This window comes from Lacticaseibacillus parakribbianus (assembly GCF_025490915.1).
In the GTDB taxonomy this organism is placed as follows: Bacteria; Bacillota; Bacilli; order Lactobacillales; family Lactobacillaceae; genus Lacticaseibacillus; species Lacticaseibacillus parakribbianus.
Map to the genome: position 1 here is coordinate 200,465 of NZ_JANQBA010000001.1, position 16,687 is coordinate 217,151.

Annotated in this window: 11 protein-coding genes and 1 pseudogene; 2 read left to right on the forward strand and 10 right to left on the reverse strand. The window is 62.5% G+C overall.

Features of this window, described 5'->3' with window-relative positions:
* Nucleotides 1-8: 8 nt before the first annotated feature.
* From NUH19_RS00920 to NUH19_RS00950, 7 genes and pseudogenes are all read right to left on the reverse strand, one after another.
* The gene (locus NUH19_RS00920; RefSeq protein WP_262314680.1) at nt 9-701 is read right to left on the reverse strand and encodes a tRNA (adenine(22)-N(1))-methyltransferase; all 693 of its coding nucleotides are present in this window, start codon (nt 699-701) and stop codon (nt 9-11) included.
* 92 nt (nt 702-793) lie between these two features.
* A complete protein-coding gene (gene rpoD / locus NUH19_RS00925) occupies nt 794-1,900 on the reverse strand; it encodes an RNA polymerase sigma factor RpoD (RefSeq protein ID WP_262314681.1) in 1,107 nt (368 codons plus the stop codon).
* Nucleotides 1,901-1,951: 51 nt separating this feature from the next.
* Entirely contained in the window at nt 1,952-3,760 is a 1,809-nt protein-coding gene (dnaG, locus tag NUH19_RS00930) for a DNA primase (protein WP_262314682.1), read from the reverse strand.
* A 148-nt stretch (nt 3,761-3,908) separates the two neighbouring features.
* A complete protein-coding gene (gene glyS / locus NUH19_RS00935; RefSeq protein WP_262314683.1) occupies nt 3,909-5,978 on the reverse strand; it encodes a glycine--tRNA ligase subunit beta in 2,070 nt (689 codons plus the stop codon).
* Complete coding sequence (gene glyQ / locus NUH19_RS00940; protein WP_262314684.1) at nt 5,978-6,874, reverse strand: glycine--tRNA ligase subunit alpha; 897 nt, start codon at nt 6,872-6,874, stop codon at nt 5,978-5,980. Before glyQ ends, glyS begins: the two co-directional genes overlap by 1 nt.
* Before the next feature lie 272 nt (nt 6,875-7,146).
* Entirely contained in the window at nt 7,147-7,713 is a 567-nt protein-coding gene (locus NUH19_RS00945) for an LOG family protein (RefSeq protein ID WP_262314685.1), read from the reverse strand.
* A gap of 101 nt (nt 7,714-7,814) precedes the next feature.
* A pseudogene (locus NUH19_RS00950) lies at nt 7,815-11,198 on the reverse strand (MMPL family transporter); the annotation flags it as partial.
* Nucleotides 11,199-11,362: 164 nt separating this feature from the next.
* Between NUH19_RS00950 and NUH19_RS00955 the strand changes: the two are divergent.
* Complete coding sequence (locus NUH19_RS00955) at nt 11,363-11,953, forward strand: TetR/AcrR family transcriptional regulator (protein WP_262314687.1); 591 nt, start codon at nt 11,363-11,365, stop codon at nt 11,951-11,953.
* Nucleotides 11,954-12,009: 56 nt separating this feature from the next.
* On the opposite strand, the gene NUH19_RS00960 is transcribed toward NUH19_RS00955, so the two are convergent.
* Both NUH19_RS00960 and NUH19_RS00965 read right to left on the reverse strand, forming a co-directional pair.
* Nucleotides 12,010-12,828 carry an HAD family hydrolase gene (locus tag NUH19_RS00960; RefSeq protein WP_262314688.1) on the reverse strand — a complete coding sequence of 273 codons (819 nt, stop codon included), beginning with the start codon at nt 12,826-12,828 and terminating at the stop codon, nt 12,010-12,012.
* On the reverse strand, nt 12,828-13,385 hold the full coding sequence (locus NUH19_RS00965) for a TetR/AcrR family transcriptional regulator (RefSeq protein WP_262314689.1): 558 nt from the start codon (nt 13,383-13,385) through the stop codon (nt 12,828-12,830). Before NUH19_RS00965 ends, NUH19_RS00960 begins: the two co-directional genes overlap by 1 nt.
* A gap of 276 nt (nt 13,386-13,661) precedes the next feature.
* Between NUH19_RS00965 and NUH19_RS00970 the strand changes: the two genes are divergently transcribed.
* The gene (locus NUH19_RS00970; RefSeq protein ID WP_262314690.1) at nt 13,662-15,407 is read left to right on the forward strand and encodes a glycoside hydrolase family 2 protein; all 1,746 of its coding nucleotides are present in this window, start codon (nt 13,662-13,664) and stop codon (nt 15,405-15,407) included.
* Nucleotides 15,408-15,454: 47 nt separating this feature from the next.
* On the opposite strand, the gene NUH19_RS00975 is transcribed toward NUH19_RS00970, so the two are convergent.
* Nucleotides 15,455-16,489: a hypothetical protein gene (locus NUH19_RS00975; protein ID WP_262314691.1), complete on the reverse strand. Its 1,035-nt coding sequence runs from the start codon at nt 16,487-16,489 to the stop codon at nt 15,455-15,457.
* Between the last annotated feature and the right edge of the window lie 198 nt (nt 16,490-16,687).

A 16,687-nucleotide genomic window follows, 5' to 3' on the forward strand; every position in this document is an offset into this window, starting at 1 on the left:
TCTCTCTCCTAACGCTCGGCCTCGAACAAGGCGAGCCGGTTGGTCTCTTCTTCCTTCTTCGCCGATAGCGCCTGGCTGGACTGGGCCAGGCTTTCCAGCACCGCTTGGGTCTTTGCGATGCGGTGATCCAGCTCCTTCAAAAACAGCGGGCTGCGCCGCTTGCGCAGGACCGGTCCCAAGATCAGGTCGGACTTGGTGTATGGCACCTCCGGCTTGGTCTGGCCGGCCACGATGATCGGGTAGACGTGGCCGCCGTCTTCCAGCAGGTCCTCGTCCAGGATGCCGAACTCATGGGCCGCAAGCCAGGTCCGCACCGTTTCGTCGTCGCGGTTGGGCGCGAGCACCAGCGTCTCCGTGCCGTCGAGCTGGGCCAGCCCCGCGGTCAAAATGTCTTGAATCAGCAGGCCGCCCATGCCGGCGATAAAAATGGTGTCGATGCCATCGGCGGCGGTGAGCCCCGCCAGGCCGTCCGCCTGCCGCACCTCAATCGTCTCTTCCAACCCGTTGGCCGCCACGTTGGCCTTGGCAATCGCCACCGGCCCGGCGCCGATATCCGAGGCGACGGCAAAATCGATCAGCCCGGACTGGGCCAGCTGAATCGGCAGGTAGGCGTGATCGGTGCCGATGTCGGCGATGCGCCGGCCGTCGCCCAAGAAGTTGGCGATGTGCTGCAGCCGCGGGGACAGGTGAATTTTTTCCATGACAGTTTTGCTCCTCATCTTTAACTGCTTCCAGTATACATGACCCGTGCGGCCACGACACGCAAAAAGACGCCGACCGGCGCCTTTTGTGGTTATTCCAAGAAATCCTTGAGCTGCTTGGAGCGGCTCGGGTGGCGCAGCTTACGCAGCGCCTTGGCCTCGATCTGGCGAATCCGCTCGCGCGTGACACCGAAGACCTTGCCGACCTCCTCAAGGGTGCGGGTGCGGCCGTCGTCCAGCCCAAAGCGCAGGCGCAAGACGTTCTCCTCGCGGTCCGTCAGGGTGTCCAAAACGGATTCCAGCTGCTCCTTGAGCAGCTCGTAGCTCGCGTGGTCCTCAGGGCTGGTGGCGTCTTGGTCCTCGATGAAGTCGCCCAAGTGGCTGTCGTCCTCTTCCCCGATTGGGGTCTCAAGCGACACCGGCTCTTGGGCAATCTTCAAAATCTCACGCACCTTGTCCGTCGGCATGTCCATCTCCGCGCCGATTTCCTCGGGGGTTGGTTCGCGGCCGAGGTCTTGGAGCAGCTGGCGCTGAATGCGGATCAGCTTGTTGATGGTTTCGACCATGTGAACCGGAATGCGAATGGTCCGGGCCTGGTCGGCAATCGCGCGGGTGATCGCCTGGCGAATCCACCAGGTCGCGTAGGTGGAGAACTTGAAGCCCTTGCGGTAGTCGAACTTCTCGACGGCCTTCATCAGCCCCATGTTGCCTTCTTGGATCAGGTCCAAAAACTGCATGCCCCGCCCGACGTAGCGCTTGGCGATGGACACCACCAAGCGCAGGTTGGCCTCGGCCAGCCGCTGCTTGGCCTCTTGATCGCCCTGCTCGATTTTAAGCGCCAGGGCGACCTCTTCGTCGGCGGTCAAAAGCGAAACGCGCCCGATTTCCTTGAGGTACATGCGAACCGGGTCGTTGATCTTGACGCCACTCGGGGCGGACATATCGGACAACTCTTTTTTGGAGACGTTCTTTTCCTTTTTCAAGGAGCGCTCGGACGGGTCACCGTTGGCGTCGACCACGGAGATGCCATTGTCCTCCATGTTCTGCATCAGTTCATCGACGGCTTCACTCTTGAGGGCGAATGGCTTGACGATCTGGGTCACCAACTCCTCGTTGGTAATCTGTTTTTTGGCTTTGTAATCCTTGATGATTTGTTTTACTGCGGTTTGGTACTTTTTGTTGGTCGTCTCTTCAGCCATTAAAGTTCCTCCTTAGCCGGCGCAGGTTCGGCGCCTTGGGTAACAACTGGATCACACGGTTTTTTTGAGATTAATGTACTGCACGGTCAGCTCACGCACTAGGGCCGTGTCGCCTAGCGTTTGGGCCTGACTCAGGCGCTGCTTGACCTGCGCCAGCGTGGCCACCTTGCGGCCGGTACCGACCAGGTCGATCAGCTCATCGACCACCGAGTCCGGCCCGTCCGGCAGCGGCTCAATGTCGATGCCGGACACCACCGCCGCAAGCGGTGGTGCCAGCGTGTCGATGAACCCCGCGACGCTGGGCGTCGCGGTGCCATGCGCGTAAGCCAGCCAGGCGTCAAACAGGTCCTGGTAAGGCGCCGTCGGGAACTGGAAGGCCTGATTGTGCAGCCGCCGCGCCAGGTCCGCATCGCGCCAGGCCATCTGCAAAAGCCGGCGCTGGGCCAACTCGTAGCGGTCGTAGTGAGCAGCGGCAGGCGCCGCGGTTGGACCAGCGAAGTCGGCTGCTTCCGGCGGCGGTGGCCCGAAGTCGACCGGGGCCGCCGCGGTGCTGACCGGCGGGGCCTGCGCCTGCAGCGACTGCTGCAAGGCACTGGTCGGCACCCCGGTCAGCTCGCTGAGCTGGGTCAGATACACCGCCTGGGCCACCGGGTCGCCCTCCCCGGCCACCTCGCGCAGGGCCTGGTCGATGTAGGCTAACTTGTCTTGATCGGAGGTGAGGTCGCGCCCCGCGGCCAGGTAGGTCAGCTTGAAGCCGATTGGCGTGACGGTGTGTTCGACCTGCTTTTGAAAGGCCGCCGCGCCTTTTTGCTGGATGTAGTCGTCCGGGTCCAGCCCCTCGGGCAGCACCGCGACGCCGACTGCCAGCCGCGGGTGCTGGCGAACCAGGCTCAAGGCGCGATCCGCCGCCTTTTGTCCCGGCGCATCGCCGTCGTAGCAGATGGTCAGCCGCTTGGTGTGGCGGGCGATGATTTCAACCTGCTCGGCGGTCAGGCTGGTTCCCATCGAGGCGATGCCGGTGGTCACCCCAGCCTGGTAAGCGGAGATGACATCCATGAAGCCCTCAAACAAAATGGCCCCGCCTGCCTGCTTGAAGTCGTCCTTAGCCGCGTCGAGGTTGAACAAGACGTCACGCTTGTTGAACAGCTCGGTTTCCGGGCTGTTCAGGTACTTGGCGACGCCCTCGGCCTTGCTCAGCAGGCGACCGGAAAAGCCAATCACGTCGCCGTAAACGTCGCGCAGCGGAAACATCAGGCGGTCGACGAAGCGGTCGTACAACTTGCCTTCCTGATCCTCGACGAACAGACCCGAGGCCCGTTGCTCGGCGTAATCGACGTCGTGGCTGTCCAGGAAACTCTTGAGCAAGGTACGGTCCTTGGGCAAGTACCCCACCGCAAAGTGCTCAAGCGTCGCCGTGCTCAACCCGCGCTTGGTGGCGTAGGCCAAGGCGGGCTCGCCGCTTTTGGTCCCCATCAGCATGTGCTGGCACAGCTCGGTGACGAGCTTCAGGATTTCTTTTTGGCGTGTGACGGCTTGGCTTTCCTGGCGCTTGGGCCCGTCGATGGTGACACCAAGCGGCACATGGGCGAACTCGGCGACCTTGGCCACCGCCTCCGGGAAGGTCAGGTGGTCGTGTTCCATCGCGAACTTGAACACGTTGCCGCCGCGACCACACGAAAAGCACTGGAAAATCTGCTTGCTTTCGGACACCGAGAAGCTCGGCGTCTTCTCCTGCTGGAACGGGCACAGGCCAAACAGGTTTTGGCCCTGCTTGTGCAGGCTGACGTATTGGCCGATGTAATCGGCGATGTTGACCGTGTTGCGGACCTGATCGATCGTTTCGTTCGGGATCATCACCATGCGCTCACCCCCAGTCTGTGGTCGATTGCCGGATTAGCGGTAAAAAGTCGCACCTCTGTGAAGAAATGCGACTTTCGTTTTTTGATTTACCGCACACTAATACAAGCTATAGTATACGCGTTTTTCCCGGGGTGTCAAATCCGGCTGGTTACTTCACGATCACCGCGGTGACGTCGCCGAACTGGTGAATCATCGCGGCTAGGCCGGTCAGCTCGGACAGGCGGTTCGCCCGGACGGCCGGGTCATCGGCCATGATCATGGTTTCGGTGAAGTAATCCGTGATCGCCGGGGTCAGGCCGCGCAGGGCCTGATAGTTGGCCTCGCTTGGCTGATCGCCGTAGCCGCTCTTGGCCGCGCTGATCGCATCGTGCAGGGCCTTTTCGGTGCTGTTTTCGAACAAGGCGGAGTCGACGGCGACGTTGACCGGCTGCTTGTCGGCGATCCGCACAACGCGGCCCAGCGCCTCCATCACGGCCTTGTTGTCCGAGTCATCCTGGTGCTTGGTCAAAACGGCGGCGGCGTCAATCATCCCCGCCACATCGACCGTGGTGCTGTTGACCACGGCATCCAAGATGTCGTGTCGGCTGGTGGTCGCAGACAGGTACTGGGCGACGCGGTCGCGCATGAAGTCGGTCAGGGCAGCCTGGTTGTGGGCGTAATCCAGGCCGCTGGTTTGGTCGGCGGCAGAAAGTGCCGTCACCACCGCCTGTTGCACCGCGGTGACCGGGAATGACCAGTGGTGTGCGGCAATCATCCGCACAATGCCAAAGGCCTGGCGCCGCAGGGCATACGGGTCGTTGGAGCCGCTTGGAATCAGGTCGACGGCAAAGAAGCTCATCAAGGAATCCAGCTTGTCGGCGATCGCAAGCAACGTCCCCACCGTGCTGGTCGGCAGCTCACCGTCGGCCGAAATCGGCTGGTAGTGCTCCTTGATGGCCAGGGCCACGGCTGGATCTTCGCCGGCCAGCGTTGCGTAAACCTGACCCATCACGCCTTGCAGCTCGGCGAACTCACCGACCATCGCCGTGACGAGGTCGAACTTGTAAATCTCGGCCGCACGCAGCAGGTGTCCCTTGTCGGCCTCGGCCAAACCGACGCGGTCGGCCAAAAGCCCCGCAATTGTCTTGACTCGGGCCATCTTGGCGGCCATCGAGCCGATCTTGTCGTGGAAGCTGACCGTCTGAAGCCGTGCGACGTAATCGGCAATCGTCTTCTTTTGGTCCTCGGCGTAAAAGAACGCGGCGTCCTCCAGCCGGGCGGTCAGCACCTTGACGTTGCCGGCGATCACGTTGTCTAAATACTCGGTGTTGCCATTGCGAACGCCGATGAACGCGTTGACCATGCGCCCGGCAGCGTCACGGGCGTAAAAGTAGCGCTGGTTGTCCTTCATCGAGGTGATCAACACCGCCTCGGGAATTGCGAGGTACTTCTCATCGAAGCGACCGGCAAAGGCGGTCGGCCACTCCACCAGGTTGTTGACCTCTTCCAACAGATCCGCATCCAAGTCGATGGTCCAGTCGTTGGCCTCGGCGATGGCGGCGATTTGCGCCGCGATTTTGGCCTTGCGGTCGGCCGGGGTGACGATCACCTTTTGTGCCAAAAGCGCCGGCACGTAATCTTGGGCCGTGGCCAGCTCAACCGGCTCGCCCAAGAAGCGGTGGCCTTCGGTGCGGCGGCCGGCCTGAATGTCCAGCAGCTGCATCGGAATCACCTGGTCGTCCAGAAGCGACACCAGCCAGTGAATCGGGCGAATGTATTCGAAGTCGTTGGCCCCCCACTTCATGCGCGTCGGGAAGGTCAAGGATTTGACCACGTCGATCAGCCCCGGCAGCAGTGCGGCGGCCGGCTTGCCGGCGATGGCCTTGTGCAGGTAGACGTAATCCACGCCCTTGATCGCGCGGAACGTGATGTCATCCACGGTCATGCCCTGACCGCGGGTGAAGCCGATGGCCGCCTTGCTCCAATTGCCCTCGGCGTCCTGCGCAATTTTTCTGGCCGGGCCCTTCACGTCTTCTTCAACATCGGCCTGCTTGGCGGCCAGCCCCGACACCAGAATCGCCAGGCGCCGCGGCGTCGCGAACTGCTCGATGCGGTCGAAGGCGAGGTGGTTGTCGTTCAAAAAGGCCGCCGCCTTATCGGCCAGCTGCTTGAGGCTTGGGGTGACCACATGGGCCGGCATGTCCTCCAAGCCGATTTCTAACAGATAGTTGTGAGCCATTATTTTACCTCCTGTTGGTGCTTCAGCAGCGGGAAGCCGAGCTTCTCACGCTCGGCGACGAATGCCCGAGCCACCTTGTGGGCCATTTTGCGAATGCGGTTCATGTAGCCGGCGCGTTCCGTCACCGACACGACGCCACGCGCGTCCAGCAGGTTGAAGGTGTGGCTGCACTTGAGAATGTAATCGTAGGCCGGGTGAACCAGCCCAAGGTCCATCAGGCGCCAGGCCTCCTTTTCGTAGGCGTCAAAGAAGCCCAAAAGCATCTCTTGGTCGCTTTCTTCAAAGCTGTACTTGCTGTGCTCGTACTCAGGCTCCTTGAAGATGTCGCCGTAAAGCACCCCGTCGCCCCATTCCAGATCAAAGACGTTGTTGACGTCTTGGATGTAAGAGGCCAACCGCTCCACCCCGTAGGTGATTTCGGAGGTCACCGGCGACACGGTCAGGCCGCCCACCACCTGAAAGTAGGTGAACTGGGTGACTTCCATGCCGTCAAGCCAGACCTCCCAACCAACACCGGCGCAGCCCATCGATGGGTTCTCCCAGTTGTCCTCGACGAAGCGAATGTCGTGTTCCAAAGGCTCGATGCCCAAGGCACGAAGGGAGTCCAAGTAGTAGTTTTGAATTTCCTTTGGGCTTGGCTTCATCACCACCTGAAACTGGTGGTGTTGGTACAGGCGGTTGGGGTTTTCCCCGTAGCGCCCATCGGCCGGGCGGCGGGAAGGCTCGACGTAAGCCGCGGCCCAAGGCTCGGGGCCGATGGCGCGAAGGAAGGTGTACGGGCTCATGGTCCCGGCCCCCTTCTCCGTATCGTAGGACTGCATCAGCATGCAGCCCTTGTCGGCCCAGAAGTTTTGCAGCGTCTGGATCATCTTTTGGACGCTCATTTTCTCTGTCATGGTGTTCTCCTTTGATTACCGGTGCCGGCCGGTGGCACAAAAAAACGCCACTATGCCAAAGTTGACATAGGGACGCTTCCACGCGGTTCCACCCTACTTCAAGGCCGAGGCCTTGCGCTTGCTTGCTGGCTCGAAAACGCCGGTGACCTGCGCGGCGGCAAGGCTTACACTCCCCCTTGCTCGCTGAACGCCGCTTGTCAGGCACCCTTTTTCTCAGCACCGATTTATTTGTCTCTCATTATACCACACGCCGCCTGGTTGGCAAGCACCGCTCAGCGGTAGCGGCGAACCGCCGGCGGCTCGTAGGCGGCCATGAAGGCGGCGATGGCGGTCAGGTCGGGCGAAAAAAGGAGTTTACTGCGGTCGGTGGCGGTCAAAAACCCGGCGGCGACCATGTCGTCGAGCATCGCGGCCAGGTGCCGCCAGTAGCCGCCAACGTCGTAAAAGGCGCAGGGCCCGGCAAAATCCCCAATCCGCGTCCACGAAAAGGCCTGGCTCATTTCCTCCAGGGTCCCCGGACCGCCAGGCAGCGCGATGCAGCCATCCGCGAGCGTCAGCATCCGCTGCTTGCGAACCGACATGTCGGCCACCACGTCGAGGTGCTTGAGCCCTGGCAGTGCCGCACCGCGGTCGTAAAGGTTCTGCGGCATGATGCCGATCACGTCGCCCCCTGCCCCCAGTGCGGCCTCAGCCACGGCCCCCATCAGGCCATTGCCGCTGCCGCCGTATACCATGGTCCAGTGCTGCGCCGCCACGAAGCGGCCCAGCCGCCGCGCCGCCGCCACGTAGGCCGGCCGGTTGCCCGAGGCCGCCCCGCAAAAGATTGCCACTGTTGTCATCAGCTTTCCCCCCTATCAGGCCCATGATACCAAAAAAGTCGCCGGTCAAGGCGACTTTTCGCGGCGAATCAGTGGATGGCGTGTTCCCGCCGCTCGTGCCAATCGGTCAGGCTGATTAAGGCCGACATGGTCAGCGGCAAGACGATGACCAGAATGACTAGGCCGAAAATCACGCCCAGGGCCACCTGAATCAGGGTGGTGACGCCGCTTGGCATTAGGGCCGCGAACGTTCCGCCCAAAATGATGGCGGCGGATACAACGACGGCGCCAATGGCCGTCGCCGCCTTCAGCATGCGCGACTTCAGATCCGGTTCGGCCGCGTTATCCTTGTAGCGAATCATCAAGAAGATGCTGTAGTCGACCCCCAGGGCCATCAGCATGATGAAGGTGAAAAACGGCGTGTTCCAAGTCAGCATGGCGCGACCCAGCACGTGAGCGGAAACCAGCCGGGTCAGCCCCATCGCGCTGACATAGGCCGCAAGCAAGGTGCCGATGATGTTCAGCGGCTGCAAAAGCGACTGGGTGACCACAATCAGGGCCAGGCCGATCCCGATCACCATGATGGCCGCGGTGCGGGTGAAGTCACCGTTGGCCAGCTGACGCAGGTCGTGGTCCTGGGCGGTTTGACCACCGATGGCAACCGTGGCCCCTGCCAGCTTACCGTGCTTGAGCTCGGCACTCAAGTCACGCTTCAGCGTGGTGAACTGGCGGTCGGTGGCACTCGAGTTCGGGTCGCCCGTAAACACCACGGTCAGCGTGGTGATTTTGCGCCCCGCGGCCATGTAGGCGGCCAGGGCCGGCGCAAAGGCCTTGGCGTCGATGCTAGACTGCGGCAAGTAAAAAGCCGAACCGAGGTAGGAGCCTTGCAGGCCGCCGAGGTACTGGCGCATCGCCTTGTTCCCGCCTTGAAGGGTTCCCAGTCCCTTGGTCGCGGTTTTCAGGCCGGCTTGAAGCTGACCGACCTGGTCGACCAACCCGGACATCTGGGTCTTCATCTGCTGAACCCCGGCGTTGACCTTGGTGTTGCCGGCGGCTAGCGTCTGCGCCCCCGCGGTCAGGGCCTGACTGCTGCCGGCGAGCTTTTGGGTGCCGGCGTGTAGCTGACCGGCCCCTTGCGCCAGCTGGGTGTTAGCCGAGGCGACCTGGGACGCACCGGCATCGAGCGTTTGCGCCCCGGTCGCCACTTGGGCGGCCCCGGTGCTGACCTGGTTGAGGCCGCTGGCCAAAACGGTGTTGGCCGCAGCCAACCGCGTACCCGCAGACGCCAGCTGCGCGTTGGCAGACGCCAGCTGCGTGGCACCTGCGGCCAGCTGATTGGTGCCGCCAGCCAGGTTCTTCGTCCCCGTGGCCAGCGCCTGGGTCCCGGTGGTCAGCTGCGTGACCTTGCCGGACAAAGCTGGCAGTGTGGCCGTGAAGGCGGTCACCTGGTCGTTCATCGTTTGGGCCCCAGCGGTCAACTGGGTCACCGCGGTTTGCAGCTCGGTGATGGCCGCCGCGGAAAGCTGACCCTTGGTCGCCGCGGTAATCAGCGGCATCATGGCAGACATCGAATCGGCCAGCTTGGCCAGCTGATCCACCTTGGACTGAAGGGTCTGCATCCCCGCGCTCATGGTGCCGGTACCGGCTTGCAGCTGCGTCAACTTGCTGGTGAGGGCCGGTAGCTGCTGGGTCAAGGTGGTCACCCCAGCGGCCAGTGTCGCACTGCCGGTCGCGGTTTGACCGGCACCGGCGGCCGCCGTCTTGGCGCCGCTGGCAACTTGGGTGGCGCCGCTCACCACGGCCTGGCCGCCGCTTGCGACCGCCTTGGCGCCGCCGGCGGTCTTGGTCGCCCCGCTGGCCAGCTGACCGGCCGCGACGTTGGCGCTTTGAACGCCGGTCGTGTAGGTTCCCAGGCCGCGGTTCAGCGTTTTAGCGCCGCTTGCCAGCTGCTGGGTGCCAGCGGCTAGCTGCTGAACCTGCTTGACGCTTGCGCCGAGGTTGGCGGCGTCAAGCTGCGTGGTTGCCCCGCTCAGGCCGGCCTTGATCTGGGCCAGGCCCTTTTGCGAGGCGGCCAGCCCCTGGGTGATGGTGGCCAGCTGCGACTTCAGGTACATCGCCGTGATCTTGGTGCCACCCGGCTCGGTGACGCTCGCGACGGTTTTCACCCCTGGCTCCTTTTGCAGGTACTGCGTCAGCGCGTCGATGGCCGCAAGCTTGGCCGGCGTATCCAGGCGCGACTGGCTTTGAATGTAGATGGTTGCCGGGGCGGTCATTCCCTTGGAGAAGTGCTTTTGAATGACGACGTAGCCGGCCTTGCTCGGGTAGCTGCTCGGCAGCTCGTCGGCGCTATTGAAGTTCTCCTCGGCGCCAAAGGTGGCGGCAAAAGGCACCGCCAGGGCGAAGACCGCGGCCAAAATCACCGCCGGCCTGGCCAAGGCGGCCTTGGAAAGGCCGTGCCACAGCCGTGAGCTCGTGCTGCCGCCGGCCACCTTGCTCGGCCAAAACAGCCGCTCACCAAGCGTGGCCATGAAGAACATGTTCAGCGTGAGCAAGACGGGCAGCAGCACCAAGACGCCGATGGCCACGGCCGACGCACTTTGGTAGAAGGAAAACTTGGCCAGCCACAGCACGGAAAAGCCGATCAGGACCGAGACCCCGGAATACAGGACCGTGCGACCGCCGTGGTGCCTGGTCGCGCGCATCGCGTCTTGGGCCGATTGCCCCTTGGCCAGCTCACCCTTGAAGTAATCGTACAACAAGATGTTGTAGTCGGTGCCAATCCCAAACAAAACCACGACCAAAAAGACCTGCGTGAAGTTTGAAATCGGAAAACCAGCGTGTTGCGCGAGGTTCATCACGATGCTCAGGCTGGTGATGAAGGCCACGCCGACGTTCAAAAGCGAGATCACCGGCACAATCGGCGAGCGGAACACCAGAATCAAGACCACGAAGATGAAGACAATCGCGATCACCTCGGTTTTTTGGATCCCCCGCTCGGTGACGGTGGAGAAGTCGTCATTCAAGGCGTCGACCCCGGTCACGTAGGTCTTGACCCCGGCCACCTTCAGCTGGTGGGTCAGTGCCGCGACCTGCGGCTTGACCGTGCCGGTCTTCTTGACGGTGATCTGCGCCAGTTGGGTGGTGCGATCCGCCGCAATCAGCTGCTTTTTGGTCTGGGCGTTGGCGTTGGGCGCGAGCACTGTCTGCACGTTCAGGTGCTTTTGGCTGTGCAGCGCGGTCAAGGCGGCATCGATTCGCTCGCTTTGCGCCGCGGTCAGCTTGTGGCTGCCGTTGCTGAAAACGGCGGTGTACGTGCGAACGTTCTTGTTGCCGTTGGCCTTTTTGGCAATCCGGTCGGCGACACTGCTTTGAACGCTGGCCGGCAGGGTGACCGCGCCTTTTTGGCGCACCAGCGCCGAGACGTTGGGCAGCGTGACCACGGCCACGATCACGATGAGGAGCCAGGCAATCAGGGCCGGCCACTGTTTTTCACGAAACTTCTTCACTGAAATCACATTCCTTTGGGTGCGTTAATTATCTAATCTTAGACAGTTGTCAAAACACAACTTCGATGATAAAGTGGACGCGGTGAGGAAGCAAGTGACAACACCCGGATGCCTGACCAAGTTTAGACAAACGACTAGGCATTGTCCAAAAGGAAGGCGATTTCATGAAATACGATCCGACTCGCAAGCAGCCGCGCGGCATCATTCGCACCCAACGCGCGTTCAGTGACGCAATGTTCGGGCTGCTGGCGCAAAAGCCGTTCGAAAAAATCACGGTCAACGAGCTGTGCCAACTGGCCGACTACCCCCGGGCGACGTTTTACAACTACTTCGACGACAAGTACGACCTGATCGGCTACTGCTGGTACTGCCTGAGCAAGGAGATTCACCTGACGGACGTTCAGAAAAACCCCCAAGACGGCGCCTTGCTCGAGCTTTTCAACCAGGCCTACCGCGTGTTTGGCGCCCATCAACCGTTGTTGTTGGCCATCGTGGCGCAAAACCCGCTGGACAGCCAGCTGGTGGCTAATTTTTTGCACCACTTCGCCGGCGTGGTCGAGGACCTGATTGTCACGCGGTTGCGGCTGCAAGATACCGTCACGCCGGTGGCCCTGGTCGCCAAGCACTACAGCAACACCGTGCTGCTGATTCTCGAGTGGATTTTCCTGGACCAGCACCTAGTCCCCCTTGAGGAAGCCCAGGGCTACCTCAAGGACCTGCTGACGCCACCGACCACCCGTACCGCCAACGACTGATACGAATAGGCGCCTGCTTCCCCAATCGGAAGCAGGCGCCTATTTTCATGTTTCAATCACCCGCGTTGCGGCAGGCGGCCAGCCAGCACCAGGTCGATGCCTTGAAGCACCCCGGCCTCGTCGTTGCTGGCGGTGTGAAAACCGGTGTAAGCCGCCATGTTCGGGGTGGCGTTGGCCATCCGCACCCCGTAACCCACGGTTTGCATCATTTCGATGTCGTTATCGGTATCGCCGAAGGCCATCATCACGGCCGTGGGGATGCCAAGCGCCGCCCCCAGCTGCTTCAGGGCTCGCCCCTTGTTGACCTTGGGTGCCATCAGGTCGATGAAGGTCGGACCGCCGACCGTCACGGCCAGGCGCGGCTGAAACTGCGGCCGGTAAAAGGCCGCTGCCTGCGCGTAGGCGTCGCCGGCGGCCAAGTACACCGTGGTTTTGGGCACAGGCATGTCAAGCGCCAGCAGGTCCGGCACGAACGCCATGTTGGCGATGAAATGCGCCATGTCGTTTTCGACGCCACGGTCCGCCTCCGCAAACAGTGTCGCGTCGAGGCTGCAGACGAAGGGGATGCCGATGCCCCTGGCACGGGTTTTGGCCACCACCTCGCGGTAGGCTTCGGGCTGCATCAGGTTGGTTGCAAGCAGCTCACCGTGCCGCTTGATTACCGCCCCGTTCTCCGCCACCAAGCTCATGCAATCCAGCACCGGAGCGAACATCGCCTCCAGCGTGTAGACCGCACGGCCGCTGGCCGCGACGAACTCGATGCCGGCCTCCGCCAGCCGCCGAATGCGGCTGAAGGTCCCGGCCGGCAGGGTTTTGTCGCTTAATAAAAGCGTTTGGTCCAAGTCACTGGCGATTAGGCGAATCGGGGTCATCATCAAGCGCCTTTCACAGTCGTGGCAAGGGCCACCAGGTGCTGATCCAAGGCGGCGACCACGCTGGCTTGATCGGCACTCAAGCTGCCCTGCAGCCAATCCCCCACCAACCCGATCATCCCGGAGACGGCGTAGCTCAGCGCAAGGGTCGTGTCGGCATCCAGCGGGTTGAGGTCCCAGGCCGAATTGAGGCTTGCAACCAGGGTCTGCTTGATGCGCCGGGTCACGGCGCTTTCGTTGGCGCTGTCTTTGACCAAATCGAGAATCGGCCGCTGGGATTGCAGGTAGCTGATGCAGGTGGTCAACCAGTTCTGGTAGCTGCCACCGATGGCCTGAATGCTGGCGGGTTCGAACTGCTTGACCAAGGCGTCGACCACCTGATCGACGATGCTGGCCTCAAGCGCCGACAAGTCCTTGTAATGCAGGTAAAACGTACCGCGGCCGATGTCGGCCAAGTCTGCGACCGCGGCAACCGTGATGGTCTCCGGGGCCGCGGCGCGGCGCAACGCCACGTAGGCGTTTTCGATTGCACGGCGCGTCTTGATTACGCGTCTGTCCATAAGCTCGCCACCTTGTCGTGTTAATTGATAAACATCCGTTTGGTAATGAACGCATTTTACCACGTCGACGCGAGTTACGCCAGCCGTTGCAAGTGACAATGAACTGGTGTTCATTAACATTCATGAGTCGGTTAAAGTGCAAGCCTTGCCTGCCGTCAGCGGCGGTGATCGCGGCGTACCGAAATTTCCTGCTCGCAATTGTCTATTTCCCGGCGGTGGTCTACGATAGAGGTAACTCATCCGCCGCTGTGTGGCGGCGTCTCGGAGGCGACCTGAATGACCCAATCATTACCGCACGACGCAGCGGCGCAATCACCAACCGCGCCGCTACTCGACTACCCCAGACCACAGCTGCGCCGCGCCAACTGGCAGAGTCTGAACGGGGCTTGGGATTACGCGATCACCCCAACGGCCGCGGAGCCGGTGGCCTACGACGGCCAAATCTGCGTACCCTTCTCGCCGGAAAGTCGGCTGTCCGGCGTCTCGCGCCAACTTCAGCCGGACGAGACCCTGTGGTACCGCCGCACGGTTGACTTGCCTTGGCACAGCGCGGGTCAGCACGTGCTGCTGCATTTCGGGGCCGTCGACCAATTCTGCCGCGTGTTCGTCAACCGCCAACCGGTCGGCGAACACCTTGGCGGTTACTGGCCCTTCACCATTGAGCTGCCGACGGACGCGCCCACCATCGAGCTCATTGTCGCGGTTCAGGACCGCTCCGACCGTGGCCTTGAGGCATACGGCAAGCAAAAGCTAGATCGCGGCCACATCTGGTACACTGCCCAAAGCGGCATCTGGCAAACGGTGTGGCTGGAGGTCACCCCGGCCGTCTACATCGCCGATTTGACCATCACGCCGCAGGTTGCGAGCCAAAGCGTTAAGGTTAATGTGCGGCTGAACCAACCGGGCCACGCCGCGATCACGGCGACGGTGCGTCAGGCCGGCGCAATTGTCGCCCAGGCCACCACCGACCGGGCCACCTTGACGTTGACCCTGCCGCGGCCCAGGCTGTGGTCGCCGCGCGATCCGTTTTTGTACGACCTCGAGCTCTTGGCCGGCGAAGACTTGGTGCAAAGCTACTTTGGGATGCGCGATTTTGCCCGAGGCAAGGACCGGCACGGCCACGCCGCCTTTCTCCTCAACGGCCAGCCGCTTTTCCAATCCGGTCTGCTGGATCAAGGCTACTGGCAAGACGGGCTTTACACCGCCCCGAGCGACGCGGCGATGGTGGCGGAGCTGACTGCCATCAAGAACATGGGCTTCAACATGCTGCGCAAGCACATCAAAATCGAGCCGCTACGCTGGTACTACCACTGTGATCGACTGGGCATCCTCGTCTGGCAGGACCTAGTGTCCGGCGGCGGCCCCTACCAAGACCTCGTCATCCGCCAGCTGCCCTTCCTCGGCGTGACGCTGGACGACCACGACTACGCACGGCTCGGTCGCGGCGACGCGCGGGGCCGGGCGCGGTACCTGAGCGACCTCGACGCCACGGTTGCCCTGCTCAAAAACACCGTCAGCCTCTGCACCTGGGTCCCTTTCAACGAGGGTTGGGGCCAGTTCGACGCGCTTCGCACGGCCGGGCGGCTGCGCAAGCTCGACCACACCCGGCTTTTGGATCACGCCTCCGGCTGGTACGACCAAGGCGGTGGGGATTTCAAGAGCGCCCACCGCTACTACAAACCTTACCGGGTGACGCCGGACGCCAAGGGACGCATTCAGGCGCTGACTGAGTTTGGCGGCTACACCCTGGCGGTGCCTGGACACACCGACACGGCGCGACCATACGGCTACAAGCAGTTCAAAACCGCCGACGCGCTGACGGCGGCCATTCAAAAACTTTACCGGACCAAGGTCTTCGGGAACCTCAAGGCGGGGCTGGCCGTGGCGATTTACACCCAGGTCTCAGACGTTGAAGACGAGTGCAATGGCCTGTGGACCTACGACCGCGCCGAACTCAAGGTCGACCCGGGCGTCTGGCAGGCCATCAACCGCCGCCTTCAAGACCAGTACAACGCGCAATAACCGCGCAAAAAAAGACGATGCAGCGCTGTGCATCGTCTTTTTGCGGGTCAAAGCGGCGGCTCGGCCGCGGCAAACGCGGTCGCAAACAGCTGGTAAAGCGGCATCGCCAGCAGCTGCCGCGACATCAAAAGCGTCACCTCGGCGTGTTGCAGCTCCCGCAAGGACAGCCGCCCCGCCGCCCCGGCCACCTCGTCGGCGGCCTGCAGTTGAAGCCAATCCTGCGAGTTGTCGGCGTTCACCACCACCGCCACGGTCTGGCCGGTGTAGCGCAGCAAAAAGTTGTGAACCAGTGTCTGCAGCGCGTCCAGCCGGGCCGTGGTCATCAGGTCCGACCGGGCGTCGAAAACAACCGCCAGCCGCGAACCGCTTGGCAGCGTCCGGGCGTGCCACAGCATCACGACGGCATAGGGAAACAGGCTGGCCCAAGGGGTTGGCGGCGTCGCCCCCGCTTGCGCCAGCCACAGCGCCGTCGGGTGGCCCCCGGCCTTGGCCAGCTTCAGGCACTGCCGCGCCAGCGTGGCCGGCGTCATGCGCCCACTTTTGACCTCCATGCCGCGCCGCCAAGTCCCCCCGGGCCACTGCGCCGCCATCGCCGCCACGACCTGGGGCCCGTCGGTGATGCTCGAGACAATCATCTGGTCGTCACCGGTGAAGCTTTCATCGATGAACACGGTGCGGTGTGTTGCCGTCACCACCGGCGCGGTTTCGGCCTCGGTTCGCTTGAGCCTGGCCTTGAGCCGCTTTTGATCGTTGCGCCGGGCGAGCTTTCTGGCCTCTGCCCGGGCCGTCTGGGACTGCGGTCCGGATGCGATCTGGCGCTTGGGCTTGGTCCGCTTGACCGGTCGCTTGGACTTGGCCGCGTCCTTGGCCGCAGCGGCAGCCGCGTGTTTGGCCTCGCGCAGCTGCCTGCGCTGGACCTTAGGCGCCAGCGCCAAAAACGTCGCGATCAACGCGGCGGTGCGAGGCGCCACCGCCTGGCCCGTGACGGCCCGGCGCAAGGTCGTCGGGGCGATGCCGATGGCTGAGGCCACCACCTGCTGAGTGGCCTTGGTCCGGCGAAGAAAGACGTTCAGGTTATCCACGCGCTCACTTCCTTTGGCGTAAGCTTACCACGTTTGGCGGCGCCACGCGCGTTTGGCGCTCGCGTCGCGTTTTGCAAGCCAGATTTACAAAGATTGACGTGGATTCGCGGCCAAAGCTGTTATGCTTAAAACCGTAAACAAACTAATTTGCTTACACCCCAAAAATTTCGTCGTCGCACGCGGTGCCCCCACACCGTG

Bases quoted from the DNA above. Each gene is read 5' to 3' on its own strand.
- NUH19_RS00920 (WP_262314680.1), bottom strand. From the start codon at position 701: ATGGAAAAAATTCACCTGTCCCCGCGGCTGCAGCACATCGCCAACTTC.
- rpoD (WP_262314681.1), bottom strand. From the start codon at position 1,900: ATGGCTGAAGAGACGACCAACAAAAAGTACCAAACCGCAGTAAAACAA.
- dnaG (WP_262314682.1), bottom strand. From the start codon at position 3,760: ATGGTGATGATCCCGAACGAAACGATCGATCAGGTCCGCAACACGGTC.
- glyS (WP_262314683.1), bottom strand. From the start codon at position 5,978: ATGGCTCACAACTATCTGTTAGAAATCGGCTTGGAGGACATGCCGGCC.
- glyQ (WP_262314684.1), bottom strand. From the start codon at position 6,874: ATGACAGAGAAAATGAGCGTCCAAAAGATGATCCAGACGCTGCAAAAC.
- NUH19_RS00945 (WP_262314685.1), bottom strand. From the start codon at position 7,713: ATGACAACAGTGGCAATCTTTTGCGGGGCGGCCTCGGGCAACCGGCCG.
- NUH19_RS00955 (WP_262314687.1), top strand. From the start codon at position 11,363: ATGAAATACGATCCGACTCGCAAGCAGCCGCGCGGCATCATTCGCACC.
- NUH19_RS00960 (WP_262314688.1), bottom strand. From the start codon at position 12,828: ATGATGACCCCGATTCGCCTAATCGCCAGTGACTTGGACCAAACGCTT.
- NUH19_RS00965 (WP_262314689.1), bottom strand. From the start codon at position 13,385: ATGGACAGACGCGTAATCAAGACGCGCCGTGCAATCGAAAACGCCTAC.
- NUH19_RS00970 (WP_262314690.1), top strand. From the start codon at position 13,662: ATGACCCAATCATTACCGCACGACGCAGCGGCGCAATCACCAACCGCG.